Below are 17290 nucleotides of genomic sequence, written 5' to 3'. Positions count from 1 at the left end.
CGTCACCCGGGCCTGCCTCGCGGTCGCCCGCTGCACCGGCATCACCGTCTGGGGTATCCGGGACAGTGACTCGTGGCGTACCGGCCAGAATCCCCTGCTGTTCGACAACTCCGGCAACAAGAAGGCCGCCTACGACGCCGTACTCACCGCCCTCAACAGCGGCAGCGTCCCCAACCCCGGGCAGGTCGACACGACGGCGTGGTACGTGCTGGTGAACCGCAACAGCGGCAAGGCGCTGGACCTGTACGCCTCGGCCACCAACGACGGTGCGCGGATCAGCCAGTGGACCCGGAACGACGGCGCGAATCAGCAGTGGCAGTTCGTGGACTCCGGTGGGGGCTACTACCGGGTGAAGTCCCGGCACTCGGGCAAGGTGCTCGACGTCACCAACTGGTCTACCGCGGACAGTGCCGCAGTCGTGCAGTGGGCCGATCTCAACGGGGCGAACCAGCAGTTCCGGCTCGCCGACTCGGCGGGCGGCTACCTCCGCCTCATCAACCGCAACAGCGGCAAGGCCCTGGAGGTGCAGGGCGCGGCTGTCAACGACGGCGCGAACGTCGTGCAGTACGCCGACTGGGGTGGCAACAACCAGCAATGGCAACTCGTGCGGGTCGGGTAGCGGGGCCGCCGGGACCGGAACATGGCCGGGCACGCCGCGCAACCTCGTACGGCAGATCCGCCGCCAGCCGGCCTGTACCGGGCAGGGTCGGGCGCGGTCTCCAGGTGCGGCCGGCAGCGTCATCGACGCCGACATGTCGCTGACGCCGCGACCTGGGGGGCCGGCGCGGAGTGGGCAAGCTCCGCGCCGGCCCGACCGGCGACCACCACTCGCGACGAAGCGACCGCGCTTGAGATGAGCGTGATTCCGAGGAGGTACCCATGAAATTTGGAACTCTCAGCCGTGCCCCGGGCAGACGCGGCCTGGCCCTGATGTCCGCGCTGCTGTGTCTCGCGGTGCTGGTGCCCGGGGTGGCCCGGGCGGACAACCCCATCGTGCAGACCATCTACACGGCCGATCCGGCTCCACTGGTACACAACGGCCGGGTGTACCTCTACACCGGTCACGACGAGGACGCCTCGACCTACTTCACCATGCGCGAGTGGCGGGTCTGGTCGTCGGCGGACATGGTGAACTGGACCGACCACGGCTCTCCGATGAGCCTGGCCACCTTCAGTTGGGCCAGCGCCGACGCGTGGGCCGGCCACACCATCTACCGCAACGGCAGGTTCTACTGGTACGTGCCGGTCAAGAACCGGGCGACCGGCCGGATGGCCATCGGGGTCGGCGTGTCGGAAAGCCCCACCGGGCCGTTCCGGGACGCGCTCGGCCGTCCACTCGTGGAGAACGGGGAGATCGACCCGGCCGCCTTCATCGACGACAACGGGCAGGCGTACCTGTACTGGGGCAACCCCAATCTGTGGTACGTGCGGTTGAACGCCGACATGATCTCGTTCTCCGGCGGTGCGACGCAGATCCCGCTGACCACGGCGGGATTCGGCACCCGTAACGGGAACGCGAGTCGCCCGACCCTCTACGAGGAGGCGCCCTGGGTCTACAAGCGGAACGGGCTGTACTACAACGTGTTCGCGGCGGAGTGCTGCTCGGAGTTCATCGGCTACTCGACGGCCCCCGGCCCGACCGGGCCGTGGACCTACCGAGGGACGGTCATGCCCCGGCAGGGTGGCAGTTTCACCAACCACGCCGGCGTCATCGACTACAACGGTGGCTCGTACTTCTTTTACCACAACGGTGCCCTGCCGGGCGGCGGCGGTTTCACGCGATCCGTGGCCGTGGAGAAGTTCAACTACAACTCCGACGGCACGATCCCGACGATCAACATGACCACGACGGGAGCTCCCCAGGTCGGGACCCTGAACCCCTACGTCCGGCAGGAGGCCGAGACGATCGCCTGGGAGACCGGTGTGGAGACCGAGCCGGCCAGCGGAGGGGGCATGAACGTCGGCTGGATCGAGAACGCGGACTGGATCAAGGTCAAGGGTGTGGCCTTCGGCAACGGCGCCGGCTCGTTCAGCGCCAGAGTGGCCTCGGCAACCAGCGGCGGCCGCGTCGAGGTGCGGCTGGGCGGTGCCAACGGCACTCTCGTGGGCACCTGCACCGTGCCGGGTACCGGAGGCTGGCAGACCTGGACGACCGTCACCTGCCCGACAAGCGGCGCGACCGGCACCCAGGACCTGTACCTGCGGTTCGCCGGCGGCAGCGGCTACCTGTTCAACATCGACTGGTGGCAGTTCCAGTAACGGTAGCGAGTGGGCGCCGACGGCGGGGCGGCTGCGGAGGTCGCCGTCGCCCCGGCGACGGCCGGATCCGGCAGGGCGAGATCCGACGGCCGGCTCACCGCGGACACCACGTTGAGTTACGTCAACTTCGGCGAGCAGATCAAGCAGTGGACCAACCTGCACGCCTTGTCCCAAACCCCCACCTACACCGACTACCCGCAGTCCAGCGCCACCCGCACCCGGTACGGCAGCGCCGGCGGCACGGCGCCCGTCGAGGCGATCAGCTTCCAGGGGTACGGACACTCCATCCCCTTCGACGAGGCCCAGGCCGTCCGCTTTCTCGGGCTGGACAACGCGAACCCCACCCCTCCGGTGCCGACCACGACGCCCGGCACGACCACGCCGCCCACATCGCCTCCGCCGGCCGACGCCGGCTGCACGGCGTCGGTCTCCCTGAACTCGTGGACCGGTGGTTTCGTGGCCACGGTACGGGTGACCGCCGGTTCGGCCGGCACCAGTGGGTGGACCGTCAGCATGAACCTGCCGGCCGGGTCCAGTGTCACCAACACGTGGAACGCCTCGGCCAGCGGCAGTACCGGTGCGGTCCGGTTCACCAACGTCGGCTTCAACGATCGACTCACCCCTGGCCAGGCCACCGAGTTCGGGTTCCAGGGCAGCGGCAGCGGGTCCGGCATGTCACCCGCCTGTACCGCGACCGTCCCCTCCGCCTGACACCGCCACCGCAACCCCCGGGGCGTACGGGATGGGGGGTGCCGCCTTCCCGGCGGAGACACCGGGAAGGGCGGCGTGGTGCTGGTCAGCCTTTGAACGCACCTTCGATGATCCCCTGCACCAGGCGCCGCCCGACGAAGACGAACAACACCAGCAGCGGCAGCGTGGCCAGGAACGAGCCCGCCATGGCCAGGCCCAGGTCGATGTCCCGGCTGTTCTGCAGGGCCTTTATGGCGATCTGGACGGTGTACCGCTCCGGGGACTTCAACACGATGAACGGCCACAGGAAATCGTTCCAGGCGTAGACGAACCCGAACAGTCCCAGGACGAATGCCGCCGGGCGGACCAGCGGGAACGCGATGCGCCAGAAGATCTGCCAGGTCGTGGCGCCGTCCACCCGGGCGGCGTGCAACAGGTCGTCGTGGATGGAACTGCCCATGTGTTGACGCATCCAGAAGATGCCGAAGGCGCTCACCAGCCCGGGGACGATCAGGGCCTGCAGGGTGTCCACCCAGCCGAGCTTCGACATTATGAGGTACTGCGGGATGACGGCCAGTTGGGCGGGTACGGTCATGGTCAACACGACGATGAGGAACAGCGTGTTGCGGCCCGCGAAGCGCAGCTTGGCGAAGGCGAAACCGGCCAGCGCGCACAGCACCGCCTGGCCCACGCCGATCGCGGTGGAGACGATGACGCTGTTGACGAGCGCCTGCACGAACGGCACGGTGTCGAAGACCAGGTTCGCCAGGTACAGGAAGTTGCCGCCGGGCAGGACGTGCGGTGGAAGACTCGTCGCGGTCGCCGAGTCCGTCGTGGCCACCACGAACATCCAGTAGAGCGGGAACACGCTGACGAACACCATGACGCCGAGCACCGCGTACACCACGAGCGGTACCCGGTTGGCGCTGCGTCGGCGGTGCGGTGCCCGCCCGGTGGTCGGGGATGCGGGGTTCATGGGCGCTCCGGGCGGATGCGGGTGACCAGCAGGTAGTTGATCGCGGAGACGATCACGACCAGGACGAACAACGCGACGGCGATCGCGGCGCCGTAGCCGAAGTGGAACCGGCCGAAGCCCTGCTCGTAGAGGAAGAGGGTGAGGGTCTGGCACTGTCGTGCCGCTCCGCAGGTAAGCCCTCCCACCGGGTTGACCAGCAGCGGCTCGGTGAAGACCTGCAGGCCGAAGATCGTCGACGTGACGACGGTGAACACGATGATCGGCCGCAGCGCCGGGATGGTGATGTGGCGGAACTGCTGCCGGCCGGTGGCGCCGTCCACGGCGGCGGCCTCGTACAGCTCGCGGGGGACCGTCTGGAGCGAGGCGAGGTACAGCAAGGTGGTGTATCCGGTCCATCGCCAGGCGATCATCAGGGCGATCATGAGGTGGCTGCCCCACACCGACGCCGTGAAGTCGACGTGCGCGAAGCCCAACAGTTCGAGGAACCAGTTGAGCATGCCGTAGTCGCGGTCGAAGAGTTGGGCGAAGACGATGGTCGTCGCCGCCACGGAGGTGATGTAGGGAACGAGCACCGACATCCGGAACAACGTGGCCGCCCGCAGCCGTACGTGGTTGAGCACGTGCGCCAGTCCGAGCGCGATCAGCAACTGCGGAACCGTGGACAGCACCCAGATGCTGAACGTGTTGCGCAGGGCGCCCCAGAACCGTGGATCGTGGACGAGCTGGGAGAAGTTGGTCAGCCCCACGAAGTGCCGCTCGCCGATGGGATCCCAGTCGAACAGGGCGACGTAGAACGTGAACAGCAGCGGGAAGAGACCGAAGATGAGGAAGAGGACGAAGAACGGTGCCACGAAGGCGTAGGGCGCCAGTCGCTCGCGTATGCCGTGCTGGATGTGGCGGTACCGGCTGGGCCCGCGGGTGGCCCTCGCGGACGTGGTTGGGCTGAGCGTGGTGGTCACAGCGGTCACCTTCCCGACGTGCGGCGGCGGCCGGGTCGGCGCCGGCCGCCGCACATCAGTCGTCCGTTCAGCCCCGGAGGGCGTTCTTGACGTTGGTCAGCGCGGTGTCCCACGCGTTGGCGGGGTCGACCTTGCCCTGCTCGACGCTGGTGAGGGTGTTGAGTAGTTCGCTGCCGACCGTGGCGTCGTCGGGACCGATGTAGAAGGGTTTGATGTTCAGGACGGACTGGGTGTAGATCTTGCCGATCGGTGCGTTGGAGAAGAACGGCTCGGCCCTTCCGACCAGCTGCGGATCCGTGTAGACCGACGGTGTCGTCGGCAAGTTCCCCTTCGACAGGAAGTTCGCCAGTTGGCCGGCCGGCGACTGCATCTCGGCGATGTACTTCCAGGCCGCCTCCGGGTTCTTCGCGCGCTTGGGGATGGCCAGGTAGCTTCCGCCCCAGTTCCCCGAGCCGCCGGGGATGGTGGCGATGTCCCACTTGCCGGCGGTACCGGGGGCGTTGGTACGAATGGAGCCGAGCATCCACGCCGGCGCGGACACGACCGCGAAGTCACCCTTGGTCATTCCCGCGGTCCACCCGGTCGAGAACGACGCCTGCTTGCCGGAGATGCCCGCCGCGAAGACCTTCAGCGTCAGGTCGAACGCCGCCTTGACCTGTGGATTCTTGTCGTACGACAGCTTGCGGTCCGCGTCGTAGTAGCGCTCCGTGCCCTGGTTGACCGCCTGGAAGAAGATGCTCGTCGGCGTATTGTCGAGGAACGGCTTGCCGGTGGCCTGGACGTACTGCTTGCCGACCTCCGTGAATGCGTCCCAGGTCGGCCACAACTTGGAGACCTGCTCCCGATCGGTGGGCAGACCGGCGGCCTTGAACAGGTCCGTGCGGTACGCGATCGCCATGCCGCCGACATCCGTCGGTATCCCCACGATCTTGCCGTCCTCGGTCGTCGACTGCTTCATCACCCAGTCGAGGTAGTCGCCCTTCATCTTGTCGCCGCCGAGCGTGGCCAGGTCCACGAAGTTCTCCGGGGACTGCATGAACTTCGGCAGGTCGTCACCCTGGATCAGCACGAGGTCGGGCACCTTGCCGCCGGCCAGTGCCGCGGTGAGTGCCTGGGCCGTCTCGGTCGTGCTGCCCACCTCGGTGAGCTTGATGGGCACGTCCGGGTGTGCCTTTTTGTAAACCTCGACGTCGGCCTTCTGGTTGATCCCGGTGAACGACCAGAACTCGAACCCGGACGAACCGGAGTCGCCGCCGGATCCCCCCGAACAGCCGGACAACAGGAGCACGGCTGCGGCGAAGACAGCTGCGGTGGTGATGACGCGCTTCACGCGGCCCTCCATACGGTGTGCGGTCCGGCGGTCCGGAGTGACCGCGTTGGATCTCTGTGAAGCAGATACCGGCCGGCACACCGCGTGACGGAGGTGATGCCTCTGCTCACCTGCGACTCGGGTGCGAGCCAGGGCCGCATCGGCATGGCCTTCGATGCGACGCCGAATCCATACATCGATTGACGTCGACCTGTGTCGTATGACGTATGAGGATACTCATCACTGCGGCCTTCGTCAACGACCTGTCGGTGCCGGGGCTGGAACTCCTGTGAGCTGCGACTTCGATGATCGGTCCGCCCTCGTCGGCGCCAGAGACCATGGACCGGAAGCCGTGTCCGGACACACCGGAGGTGGAGTGCGGCACGGTACCGATCGACTGGTCCCGCAGCGCCACTACGGGTTTCTGGCCTGTGTCGCGCGGGCTGCGGACAGCGCGGCGGTGCGCGGGTACAGCGGTGGCACCCGGGCCGTGCTGCCATGTCCATTGTAATTGTGGGATCACCCGACCGGATCGGCTCGAATGATGATTTCTCTCCCTTGACCTGTACATACGCTCGTCGGGACCCAAATGCGCTCACCCGGGGGAGCACCGTGCCCGACGTCAGAACTCAGGAGATCGCCGCCGAGCAGCAGGTCGTCGACCGGGTGTACGAGCGGCTCGAAGGGATGCGGGCACAGGCCACTGCGCTCGCTGGCGAGGGTCACCGCAGAGCAGCGGCCAGCTCGATCAGCGGATTGGTGGAACGTGACGCGATGGTCCACCGCGCCGCGGCGCAGCTGCGGGCGCTCGACGCCGAAGCGGAAGGTCTGGTGTTCGGCCGGCTCGACTTCGACGACGGCGAGACCTACCACGTCGGGCGGCTGGGCGTGCGTGACGGTCTGGAACCACTACTGATCGACTGGCGAGCGCCCGCCGCCGAACCCTTCTACCGGGCCACCTCGGGAGAGCCCTTCGGCGTGGTGCGTCGCCGGGTCATCATCTGCCGGGGCCCGAAGGTCATGGACCTCGACGACGACGTGTTGTCTCCTGACGACGTCGGCGACTTACGCGTGCTCGGTGAGGGGGCGCTCCTGGCCGCGCTCCGGCGGTCCCGGGGTCCGCACATGCGCGACATCGTCACGACCATTCAACGCGAACAGGACGCGGCCATTCGGGCGCCGGCGCGGGGCGTCACCGTCATCACCGGCGGGCCGGGGACCGGCAAGACCCAGGTCGCACTGCATCGGGCGGCGTACCTGCTCTACACCGACCGGGCGCGGTTCACCGGCGGCCGAATCCTGGTGGTTGGCCCCTCGACAGTGTTCACCAACTACATCAGCCGGGTCCTTCCCTCGCTCGGTGAGGACAGCGTGCACCTTCGCTCCCTCGGCGAACTCGTCGACGGGGTTACCGCCACCCGCCGCGACTCGCCGCAGGTTGCCCAGATCAAGGGCAGCGACCGCATGCGGGACGTACTGATCGAGCTGATGTGGCAGACGCCGCCGACGGCGCCGGACCGGCTGCGACTCGTGTACGCGGGACAGGTGCTCACGCTCGGAGCGCGAGACCTGGCGGAAGCACGCCGTCGCGTACGCACCCGATGCGAGGCGACCGGAACCACGCCCAACGCCGCACGCACGGCCGCCGCCGCAGTCCTCCTGGACGCGTTGTGGGCCAGGGTGGACGGCCCGCACCTCGACCGGTACCTGTTCTCCGAGGACATCGGTGATCGCGGTGAGTTCCATCGATTCCTCCAGGCATGGTGGCCCGCGCTGACACCGACGAAGGTGCTGTCGTGGCTTGCCGAAACCGCACGGGTGGTCGGCCTGGACGCCCGGGCTGCCGAGACGCTGGCCGGTTCGTACCGGGGCAGGTCCGACTGGTCCGTGGACGACGTGCCGCTGCTCGACGAGCTGACCGAACTCCTCGGTGACCTGCCCGCCGCGCCGAGGGCACCCGAACCCGAGTGGCAGCTGCGCGAACTCACCACCGGCACCCGGCACGTGGCAACCTTCGTCCTCAGCTGTGCTCTGCGCGACGGCTGGGAGCTGTACGCGCCCGGACATCCGACCCCGATCGCCCTCGCGGGTCCAACGATCGACAACGACGCGGTCGCCGCCGCCCAACGCTGGGCGGAAGCCGTCATCCTCCGCGAAGGCCACCGGGTGCTCAGTTGGACCGACGGCTTCGACCCGCACGGTGAGGAGGGATACGTGCCGGTGCTGGCCGAACCGCTGCCGGTCGCGGAGGCCGACGACGACCCGCCTGCCGAGGATCCCTACCTACACGTGATTCTCGACGAGGCCCAGGACCTGTCTCCGATGGAGTGCCGGATGATCGCACGCCGCGCCGAGTACGCGTCGATGACCGTCGTCGGCGATCTCGCGCAAGCGACACATCCGCTGGCAGTTGGTTCGTGGCCACAATTGCTCGCCCGACTCGGCAAGCGCGAGAGCCGGACAATCAAACTGCAGACCGGGTACCGGGTACCCCAGGCCATCGCGGACTACGCGGCGCTGGTCCTCACCCCCGGGATCGCGCCGACGCGCTCGTACCGGCCCGGCGGTACATTGTCGGTGCGGCAGGTAGACGACCTGCACGCCGCAGTTGGGGAAGCAGTCCGGCAGGCACCGCGCGACGCGACCATCGCTGTGATCGCCACCGACGCGGCGGCAGAAGCTCTCGCCACCCTCGTTGACGTGCCCGACGTCGCCGTGGTGCCGGCGAGCTTGGTCAAGGGCCTGGAGTACGACCATGTAATCCTGGTGGAACCGGCCGACATCGTGGCCGCCGAACCTCGTGGCCTGAACCGCCTGTACGTCGCGCTCACCCGAGCCGTCGCGGGTCTGGTCGTCCTTCACCGGCAGACGCTGCCCGCCGCCCTGCGCGGCTGACGAATTGTTGCCGGCGCGCGGTTGGCGGCGCCATCGTGAACGACCGCGATCTCGGTCGTGGCTTGGATCCGCACCTTCTGGACAGTCTCGCCGGGCGTCAGTACCTGGCGCTGGATCGCGTCGGCGATTCGCTCCGTATCCACCCGGTTGTCTCCCCGTCGTAGCCGGCGGCGGTGATCATCCTGCCACAACCGCCAGCTCCGCCGTCCGAAGGGAACCCTCGATCGGTCGCCGACCAACGCGGCGCGGCCGGCGGCGTCACTCGGGCCGAAGGTCCGTCCGGTCCGGCCAGGTCCGTCGAGCGTCTGCCAGCTTCCGATGCACCTCAGGGACGAACCGGAGCCGCCGCAACGGCCCGCGCTGAACCCGGAACGCGTCCCGGAACGCGCGGGAGGCATCCCGGTGGGTGGCATGCAGGAAGACGTGCCGTTCCGGCTCACCGGTCAGGGTGTGCAGCAGCGGGGACCGGATGGAACTGCTCATCCACTGGTGGCAGAACAGGGCGGTGCAGCGCGCCCCGACCTTCGTCATCCGAGACCGGACCGCCACACCCACCCATCGAGAGAACTCGTCGGGGTAGCCGTTCTGGCGGTGCAACTCAAGGAGATCAACCCGCTCCACCTCGATGTCGTCACCGTCCGACGCGTCGAGCGTCAGCCACAGCACGGGCACCGCGATCCGAGATCTCCAGCGGGCCGGCACCTCGACGAGCGTCCGTTCCACGATCCGCAGGTAGTCGTCCCGCGCCCGGTCGGGTAGCCGGTCCAGGTGAGCCAGGCTCGCGTCGTACATCGAGCACAATCGCCCGTCGGACCGACCCGGGGCAAGCAGCGGCCGGTGCCGGAGCCCGCGTCGTTCGCCCGTCTGCTGGGGGCGGCCATTTGATACAAAGATGCTCATGAGCGGGTCATTCCTGGTTCGGCACAATATGATCATGGCCCTGGAGGAAGCCGCCGACCTGCTCAGCGAGCATGGTCTAGCGCAGTGGGCGACGTTCCTACAGGGTGTCATCGACCACGCGGAGGACGAGCGGGCGCTCGATCGACTGCGCCAGGCATTCGACGAGCTGGCAGATCTCGTGCTCAATCCCGGAGCCGCCGACGACGCAGACTTCGTGTTCCAGCAGCGGCTGGGGCAGGCATGGGTCAATCTGGAGCGCCTGACCGCGACCGAGTGAGATCGGCGAACGTGCCCGCCACGCCGACCGCCTCGGAGGACCCGGCCCGTCCAGATCGACAGGTCGCCGGCGCCCGTACCGGTGCTAGATTCGCAGACTATGGCCGAGATTGCCGACATCGACCACTTCCCGGCCGCGACGGCGCTCCAGGACCATGGCTTCGTCGTACTGCCCGAGTTACTGTCCGATGAGGAGTTGACCGCGGCCGTCCGGCACGCGGACAGCCTTCTGCACGGTGTCGGCTGGAGCGACAACGACTTCGACGGACGACGGACCCGGCGCGTGTACTCCCTGCTGAGCCGCCTCGGCGCCCTCGAACCGCTGCTGACCCACCCCGTGGTGCGTCGCCTTGTCACGGCGCGCCTGGGCGAGGTTCACCAGTTCGGCATGCTGTTCCTATCCGCGGTCGACCCGGGCCAGGGATCCCAGCCGCTGCACTTCGACGCGGGTGTCTACCCCCTTCCCGGCGAGGTCGAGGCGGAGACCAACGTCATTTGGGCGCTTGACGACTTCACCGCGGACAACGGCGCGACCATGATCGCTCCTGGCAGTCACCGCTGGCCCTCCGGCCGGCGCCCGCAGCAACACGAGTTGGTCCCGGTCGTGATGCCTGCCGGAAGCGTCGTGGTCTACAGCGGCCGGCTGTGGCACGCCGCCGGCGAGAACCGCGCCCGGACGACACGCCGGGCTCTGATCTGCGAGCACGTTCTGCCGTGGCTGCGACCTGCGGACAACCACACCCTGGCCACCGGAGTCGAACAGCTACTGGACCTCGCACCAGAACTTCGCCGCCTCGCCGGTCTGGCACCCGCGAGCAAGTACCTCGGCGTCGTCGGCGGTCAGGACCCCGAGCAATGGCTGCTGCAGGCGACCCGCTCTCGCTGACGAGCTGATGTGGCCGCCTGGGTGCGGGTGGTACCTGCGTTTTCCCCTGTCCTGTCGGGGCGTCGAAGAACTGCCGGTCGATGGGGGATTTGTCACCCCGGCTGCGACCTGGCGACGGACTCGGTGAGGGCCCGCAACGCCACCTTCGAGAACTTGCCCGTCGCCGTCTTGGGGATCTCGTCGATGACCACGAAGCGATCGGGGACCCACCACGATGCCACCCGCCCGCGAAGGTACTCGCGCAGGTCCGTCTCATCGACCCCCGCCCCGGCCACGAGTACGACGTACGCCCACGGCCGCTCTCCCCAGCGGTCGTCGGTGACGCCGACCACCGCTGCCTCCCGCACCGCCGGGTGTGCCATCAGCTCGTTCTCGAGCGTGACCGACGAAATCCACTCCCCGCCGGACTTGATGATGTCCTTGCTGCGGTCGACGATGCGCAGGTAGCCGAACTCGTCGAGCGTCGCAACGTCACCTGTCCGCAGCCAGCCATCCTCGGTGAAGGACGACGTGCCCGGATCGGCACCGAAGTAGCGGGCCGCGATCGTCGGCCCGGCCACTTGGAGCTCGCCCGACGCGGTCCCGTTCCGCTCGACGGGCCGACGCTCGGCGTCCACGATCCGTATGTCGACCAACGGCACCGTCGGCCCGGGCTGTCCGAGCAACCGCCGACGTTCGTCGGCCGGTAGCGCGTCGTGAGCGGACGACACCCGTCCGCACGCAACGAGCGGACTCGTCTCGGTCATCCCCCATGAACTCGTGATGGGTACGCCGATCGCTTGCTCCCATGCCTGCGACAGCGCGTCCGGCAGGGCGCTCCCACCGCTGACCACCATTCGCAGCGACGAGAGATCCGCGGTGCCCAGGAGCGGCTCCAGACCCCGCCAGATCGCCGGCACGCCGGCCGAGAATGTCACGCGATGCCGGGAGAGATGCTGGATGAGATCCGTTGGAGCCATTGCCGGACCCGGAAGTACGAGCTCGGCCCCGGCGAGCACCGCCGCGTAGGGTAGCCCCCAGGCGTTGACGTGGAACATCGGCACCACAGGCATGACGACGTCCCGCTCCGAGATGGCGAAACTGTCGACGCCGAGCAGCAGCATCGCGTGTAGGACGATGGAGCGATGGCTGTAGAGCACGCCCCTCGGCCGCCCGGTCGTGCCGGAGGTGTAGCACAGGCTCGCGGCGTCGTTCTCGTCGACGCGCGTTGCCGCTGCCGGCTCGGGGCATCGTGCGAGTAGTGCCTCGTAGTCGACGATGCGCGGGTCGGCAGGAATCTCCTCTCCTCCGCCGTCGTCCATCACGACGATCCAGCGAACCGTAGCGATGGAGCAAATGACGCCCCACACCGTGCCGAGTAGCGACCGATCGACGAAGACGATGTCATCGGCCGCGTCGGACATGATGTGCACCAGGTCGCGGGCGAAGAGCCGGTGGTTGATCGTGTGGAGGATGCGGCCGGCCGACGGAACACCCAGATACAGCTCGACATGGCGCTGGCTGTTCCAGCCGAAGGTGCCGACCCGTGCCGAGCGCGGGACCTCCAGGACGTCGAGCACGGCGGAGAGCCGCCGCGCACGGTCGATCACTTCGCCCCAGGTCGAGATCGCCTCGCCCGACGCGGTCGCCGTCACCACGCGTTTGTGGCGGAATCCCAGGTCCGCCCGCCGCATCAACAGGCCGACATCAAGCGACCCGTCCTGCATCAGCCCGTGCACGATTCCTCCGTTCATGCGGGGGTGCCCCCGCCGTCGACGTACCGGGCCTGCCCAGTGCTGTACGACGCCGCGCCGCTGGCCGGGAGCGCAGTCGCGGCGAACGCGTTCCACAGATGGCCGACCCGCTCAGTCGGGTAATGCTCAGCGGCCGCGAGTTCATCCGGTCCGGACTCCGCCGGAGACTCCTTTTCGCACCACCGACCCGGGTACGCGCCGGCGGGAACGACGACCTCCTCGAGCATGGTGCGGCCTCCTCTGCTGACTGATCGCTCGGCTGGGCATCGCGGGATGTCCTACGACGCACCAGGAATCCACGGCGTACACCGTGACCGTCTCGACAGGGACAGCCGAGAGCCGGACTGCCGGGGAGACCGCCAGTCCGACTCTCGACGACGAAGTCTTCACCGTGGGACAGCGCCCCGGCCTTCGTCAGGCGGAAACGGTCCTCACCGGTCGGTGGTCGACCCGAGCTGGATGTGCTGATCGTCCGCGTCGAGCACCAGGCTCGCCGGCCACTGGTTCCAGGTGCGGCCGAGCCCGCGGTGCTGCGGTGACCCCTTGTCGACGAAGTTCCGGATGCTGGCGATCATCAGGTCCGACAACCTCAGTCGTCCGGGCTGGTTCTGCTGGCTGAAGGCGTACGAGAACACGTTGCGGCCGAAGTTGCGGAACACGAAGGGCAGATCGATCGCGTGCACAGCGCCGTACACCTGGTCGAACGGCGCCGGCTCCTGATTCCAGTCGAACCTGTAGTGGTAGAGCGATCGATTCCCGCTGCGGGCCAACGCATCCAGTGAATCCCGGTTGATGCCCGTGAAGACCAGGTCGGTCAGTGCCGCGGCGGCATCGTTCCAACCCCCGGGCTTGTCTACCGGAAGGTACTCGTCCTTGAGCAGGTCGGAGGTGGTCAGGGTGCCGGGGTTGTCGGGATCGAACAGGTACTGCAAGGTGAACCGGTCGTAGTCACTCGGCTTGTGTGCGCCGACAGAACTGCCGAACAACTTCCCTTCCTCGAGGGTGTTCCCGGCGAGTACGGGCACGTCGCGACCGACCCCGGACTCGAGCACGGCGTACGGGTCAGACGGGATCACCGTGCCGTCGGCGATGACCGCCGGCGTCGCGTCGAGCTGGTGCTTGACGAGCACTCGCACCAGGTCGTCGGCGGAGAGCGAACGAAGCAGCTCGATGCCGCTCTTGCCCGACGAGGGGTGGTCGCTCTTCGCGGCCTGCATGACGCGGTCGGCGTAAGCCCTCGCGCTGGCTACAGTCCGGGTGCTCAGGCCGCCGCTGAGCGGGATCGCCTTGTCGACCATTCCGCGTGACAGTGGGGAGACGAGCAGGGACCAGACGTTCACCGCACCCGCCGACTGGCCCATGACGCTGATGTTGTCGGGGTCGCCACCGAACGTTCGGGCGTTCTGGTCAACGAACCGGAGCGCATTGACGAGGTCGAGAGTGCCGAAGTTGCCGGACGCCGACAGCGAGTTGCCGTCCCCCAGGCCTTCGGCGCTCAGCCAGCCGAAGATTCCCACCCGGTAGTTGACGGTGACGACCACGGCCTGGGTGCGCCTGGCCAGCTCTCGCCCGTCGTACATCGGATCCGCCGAATAGCCGACGACGTTGCTCCCGCCGTGGATGAAGAACACGACGGGCAGGTTGTGCTTCGACGTCGACGGACGGAAGACGTTCAGCGTCAGGCAGTCCTCCTCGCCGACGGGCTGCTGCAGCCCATCGCGCACCGCCAGGTCGTAGAACGGGCCGTTGGGGGACGGGCTGAAGAAGCGCCCCGGCTGCGTGCACCCCGACCCGAACTGCTGGGCCCGCCGGACATCCGCCCAGGACCGGTGGGGCTTCGGTGGCCGCCATCGGAGACTGCCGACCGGCGGCTCGGCGTATGGGATTCCCCGCCACGAGTACGTCCCACTCGACCGACCCTCGTCCCGCCCGACGATCGGACCCAGCGTCGTTCGGACGAGGGTCGGGTCCTTGCCAGGGTGGACGGTGTTGGCGGATCCGGCGTGGACAGTGTCGGCGGACGCGGGGGCGATCGGCATTGCGGTCAGGACCGCGGTCGCGACGACGATGCCGAGGAGCGGACGGAGTAGTGACGACGTTGTGCGACGACGCCCGGCCAGTTCACGGACGATGACGGCCCCGGACGGCATAGCAGGCATTGGCAGTGCCTCCTTGGTCTGCGGTGTGGCACGCGGTGTCGTTATACCGCACATCTCTGCCACTGCGTGCCATCACTGTTGCATGCATCTCTCACGGGGTGCAAGAGCCAGCTGGAGGGTTGATGGCCGCTGCCGTGACGGTCGAGTTTGGACGGAGCCGACCGGCGGCCGGACTGCCACGACGGGATGGCGCGCTTCGGCTACCGACCCCGATCGAGCCCGACCCACGTCCAACCTCGACCGCGCGCGGCCGCGAGCTGCCACCCGCGCCGGACGGCGCCCTGGTTGTTCGACGCCTCGACGTTTCCTCTGCCCGGCCCTTGCGGGCGCTTGTGACCCATGGCACAGTATTGGCACTCAGTGCCGTATATGAGCGGCCTGACGGCACAGCGTGCTTTGTCAGGAGGTCCGCAATGAGCCAAGTGCTGCGAGTTCGTGGAAAATCGAGGTCGATCCCTGCCGGGCTGGTGCTCGCCACCATGTTGGTGAGCGCGACGGCGGTCCTCGGGTCTGCGCCTGCCGCCGCTGCGGCGGGCACGTCGCCGAGATGCGCGGAGTTGGCGGGGAGCGAGATCCCGGCGTCGGCAATCAGTTTGCCGACCAATGGCGGCCGCGTTGAGTCGGCGTCCCTGGTGACCCAGGTTGTGAGTGGTAGGACCATCGAGTACTGCAGCGTCGGTGCGGCGATCTTCCCAATCGATCCCTCCGCGCCGAACATCAGGCTGCAAGTCGGTATGCCCGTCGGCTGGAACCGCGACGCGATGATGTTCGGCGGTGGCGGATACAACGGAACGATCCCCAACATCACCCAGAACGTGCCATTTGGCCCTGCCGACCAACCGACGCCCCTGGCTCGTAAATATGCAACCTTCGCAAGTGACTCCGGCCACCAGGCGGGTCCCGCAGGATCCCTGGACGGGTCCTTCGGCATGAACGACGAGGCGCTTCGGAATTTCGCTGCCGGCGATGCGCTCAAGAAGACCCGCGATGCCGCCATGTACCTCATCCGTCGTGGCTACGGTACCGGGCCCAACCGAGCGTACTTTGCCGGCGGCTCGACAGGCGGTCGCGAGGCTCTTGTCGTCGCGCAACGGTGGCCCGACGCCTTCGACGGCGTCATCTCCGCCTACCCTGCCTGGAACAACACGGCCGAAGTCCTGTACCTCGGATACCTCGCGCAGGTGATGTCCCGTCCCGGCGCATTCCCCGGGCCCGACAAGCAGACCCTTCTCTACAACAGCGTCATGGAGGCGTGCGACGGGCGAGACGGTCTCGAGGACAAGGTCATCTCGAACCTCGGTGGCTGTGACTTCGACCCCCGAGTGCTCCGCTGCCCCAAGGGTGCCGACACTGGGCCGACATGTCTCTCCGATCCGCAGATCACCTCGGTGCTCGCCGCGTCCAAGCCGTTCAGTTGGCCGTACCGGATAGCCAGTGGTGAGCGGGAGTATCCCGGCTTTCCGCTCCTTTCGGGTGCTGACATGAGAACGCCGGTTCTTGGATTCGGCACCTCCGCACCCGCTAACCCCATGCCGGTGACAAGTGGATATGGGTCCCAGTACTGGGACCAGTGGGTGAAGTACTTCCTGACGAGGGACCCCGGCCACAACTCTCTTGATATCGACCCTCGGCGACCAGGGAAGTGGCTTTCCCGAATCAGCTACCTTTCCACCATCCAGGATCGCAACAACTCGGACCTTCGTCCCTTTGCGCGCTCCGGCGGAAAACTGCTTCTTCTCCATGGCGCCGCGGACGAGCTGGTCTCCCACCGCTCGACGAACGACTATTACCGGCGAGTGCTCGACACGGTAGGGCCCGGGCAGACACAAGAATTCATGCGGTATTACCTCGTGCCGGGCGCGAATCACGCCAACGTCGGCGCGCCCGCATTCGCCGCCACCTGGGACTCGCTCTCCGTTCTCGAACGTTGGGTCGAGGAAGGACGGCCGCCGGCCAAGCCGGTGGTTACCGACGGCAGGAGCGGCATAACGCGCCCGCTCTGCGAGTACCCGCGCTGGCCGAAGTACCGCTCGGGTGATCCCGACAGCGCCCAGAGCTTCGTGTGTTCACGTTGACGTCCTGCCAAACGAGTTGGGCGGGCGGGGTCGGACCCCAGGCTCGGACGCCGCTCGCCAGTGATCAGCCGCGGTACGGAGCCGCGCGAACCGTGCGACCGAGAAGGGACTGACATGCCGAGACCGCTAGCGCTGCTCCTCGCCCACGGGAGTGCAGCCGAGCCGACAACAGG

General features: G+C 67.8%; 13 protein-coding genes and 1 pseudogene. 7 read left to right on the top strand and 7 right to left on the bottom strand.

Annotation, left to right across the window (positions count from 1 at the left end):
* The 3 genes and pseudogenes from ACFP2T_RS39115 to ACFP2T_RS39105 form a co-directional block, all read left to right on the top strand.
* Positions 1-616: pseudogene (locus ACFP2T_RS39115) on the top strand (RICIN domain-containing protein); the annotation flags it as partial.
* Positions 617-879: 263 nt separating this feature from the next.
* Complete coding sequence (locus ACFP2T_RS39110) at positions 880-2259, top strand: glycoside hydrolase family 43 protein (RefSeq protein WP_377431406.1); 1380 nt, start codon at positions 880-882, stop codon at positions 2257-2259.
* Between the two features lie 9 nt (positions 2260-2268).
* Entirely contained in the window at positions 2269-2970 is a 702-nt protein-coding gene (locus ACFP2T_RS39105; protein ID WP_377431403.1) for a cellulose binding domain-containing protein, read from the top strand.
* Between the two features lie 85 nt (positions 2971-3055).
* Here ACFP2T_RS39105 and ACFP2T_RS39100 read toward each other — a convergent pair whose 3' ends face one another.
* From ACFP2T_RS39100 to ACFP2T_RS39090, 3 genes are all read right to left on the bottom strand, one after another.
* Positions 3056-3925 carry a carbohydrate ABC transporter permease gene (locus tag ACFP2T_RS39100; RefSeq protein WP_377431401.1) on the bottom strand — a complete coding sequence of 290 codons (870 nt, stop codon included), beginning with the start codon at positions 3923-3925 and terminating at the stop codon, positions 3056-3058.
* Positions 3922-4884 (bottom strand): carbohydrate ABC transporter permease, encoded by a 963-nt coding sequence (locus ACFP2T_RS39095; protein WP_377431398.1) that lies wholly within the window; start codon positions 4882-4884, stop codon positions 3922-3924. Before ACFP2T_RS39095 ends, ACFP2T_RS39100 begins: the two co-directional genes overlap by 4 nt.
* Positions 4885-4951: 67 nt before the next feature.
* A complete protein-coding gene (locus tag ACFP2T_RS39090) occupies positions 4952-6214 on the bottom strand; it encodes an ABC transporter substrate-binding protein (RefSeq protein ID WP_377431395.1) in 1263 nt (420 codons plus the stop codon).
* Between the two features lie 591 nt (positions 6215-6805).
* Between ACFP2T_RS39090 and ACFP2T_RS39085 the strand changes: the two genes are divergently transcribed.
* On the top strand, positions 6806-9088 hold the full coding sequence (locus tag ACFP2T_RS39085; RefSeq protein WP_377431393.1) for a HelD family protein: 2283 nt from the start codon (positions 6806-6808) through the stop codon (positions 9086-9088).
* Between the two features lie 258 nt (positions 9089-9346).
* Here the strand turns inward: ACFP2T_RS39085 and ACFP2T_RS39080 are convergent, their stop codons facing one another.
* Complete coding sequence (locus ACFP2T_RS39080) at positions 9347-9880, bottom strand: hypothetical protein (RefSeq protein WP_377431390.1); 534 nt, start codon at positions 9878-9880, stop codon at positions 9347-9349.
* A gap of 142 nt (positions 9881-10022) precedes the next feature.
* Here ACFP2T_RS39080 and ACFP2T_RS39075 point away from each other — a divergent pair, with 142 nt between their 5' ends.
* Entirely contained in the window at positions 10023-10265 is a 243-nt protein-coding gene (locus ACFP2T_RS39075) for a hypothetical protein (RefSeq protein WP_377431387.1), read from the top strand.
* A gap of 99 nt (positions 10266-10364) precedes the next feature.
* Complete coding sequence (locus ACFP2T_RS39070) at positions 10365-11150, top strand: phytanoyl-CoA dioxygenase family protein (RefSeq protein ID WP_377431384.1); 786 nt, start codon at positions 10365-10367, stop codon at positions 11148-11150.
* A 92-nt stretch (positions 11151-11242) separates the two neighbouring features.
* Here the strand turns inward: ACFP2T_RS39070 and ACFP2T_RS39065 are convergent, their stop codons facing one another.
* The 3 genes from ACFP2T_RS39065 to ACFP2T_RS39055 form a co-directional block, all read right to left on the bottom strand.
* Entirely contained in the window at positions 11243-12883 is a 1641-nt protein-coding gene (locus ACFP2T_RS39065) for a long-chain fatty acid--CoA ligase (protein WP_377431382.1), read from the bottom strand.
* Positions 12880-13110, bottom strand: a complete 231-nt coding sequence (locus ACFP2T_RS39060) for a hypothetical protein (RefSeq protein WP_377431379.1) — start codon at positions 13108-13110, stop codon at positions 12880-12882. The genes ACFP2T_RS39065 and ACFP2T_RS39060 overlap by 4 nt, the downstream gene beginning before the upstream one ends.
* Before the next feature lie 204 nt (positions 13111-13314).
* Positions 13315-15042, bottom strand: a complete 1728-nt coding sequence (locus ACFP2T_RS39055) for a carboxylesterase/lipase family protein (protein ID WP_377431376.1) — start codon at positions 15040-15042, stop codon at positions 13315-13317.
* A gap of 413 nt (positions 15043-15455) precedes the next feature.
* On the opposite strand from ACFP2T_RS39055, the gene ACFP2T_RS39050 reads away from it, so the two are divergent.
* Positions 15456-17117, top strand: a complete 1662-nt coding sequence (locus ACFP2T_RS39050) for a tannase/feruloyl esterase family alpha/beta hydrolase (protein WP_377431373.1) — start codon at positions 15456-15458, stop codon at positions 17115-17117.
* Positions 17118-17290 lie beyond the last annotated feature (173 nt).

This window comes from Plantactinospora solaniradicis (genome assembly GCF_042658085.1).
Classification (GTDB): domain Bacteria; phylum Actinomycetota; class Actinomycetes; order Mycobacteriales; family Micromonosporaceae; genus Plantactinospora; species Plantactinospora solaniradicis.
Note: the sequence above shows the minus strand (reverse complement) of the source record. Positions and strands in the feature narration are given on the sequence as shown.

Coding starts and splice junctions, on each gene's coding strand:
- ACFP2T_RS39065 (WP_377431382.1), bottom strand. CDS start 12,883: ATGAACGGAGGAATCGTGCACGGGCTGATGCAGGACGGGTCGCTTGAT.
- ACFP2T_RS39070 (WP_377431384.1), top strand. CDS start 10,365: ATGGCCGAGATTGCCGACATCGACCACTTCCCGGCCGCGACGGCGCTC.
- ACFP2T_RS39050 (WP_377431373.1), top strand. CDS start 15,456: ATGAGCCAAGTGCTGCGAGTTCGTGGAAAATCGAGGTCGATCCCTGCC.
- ACFP2T_RS39060 (WP_377431379.1), bottom strand. CDS start 13,110: ATGCTCGAGGAGGTCGTCGTTCCCGCCGGCGCGTACCCGGGTCGGTGG.
- ACFP2T_RS39075 (WP_377431387.1), top strand. CDS start 10,023: ATGGCCCTGGAGGAAGCCGCCGACCTGCTCAGCGAGCATGGTCTAGCG.
- ACFP2T_RS39110 (WP_377431406.1), top strand. CDS start 880: ATGAAATTTGGAACTCTCAGCCGTGCCCCGGGCAGACGCGGCCTGGCC.
- ACFP2T_RS39100 (WP_377431401.1), bottom strand. CDS start 3,925: ATGAACCCCGCATCCCCGACCACCGGGCGGGCACCGCACCGCCGACGC.
- ACFP2T_RS39080 (WP_377431390.1), bottom strand. CDS start 9,880: ATGTACGACGCGAGCCTGGCTCACCTGGACCGGCTACCCGACCGGGCG.
- ACFP2T_RS39055 (WP_377431376.1), bottom strand. CDS start 15,042: ATGCCTGCTATGCCGTCCGGGGCCGTCATCGTCCGTGAACTGGCCGGG.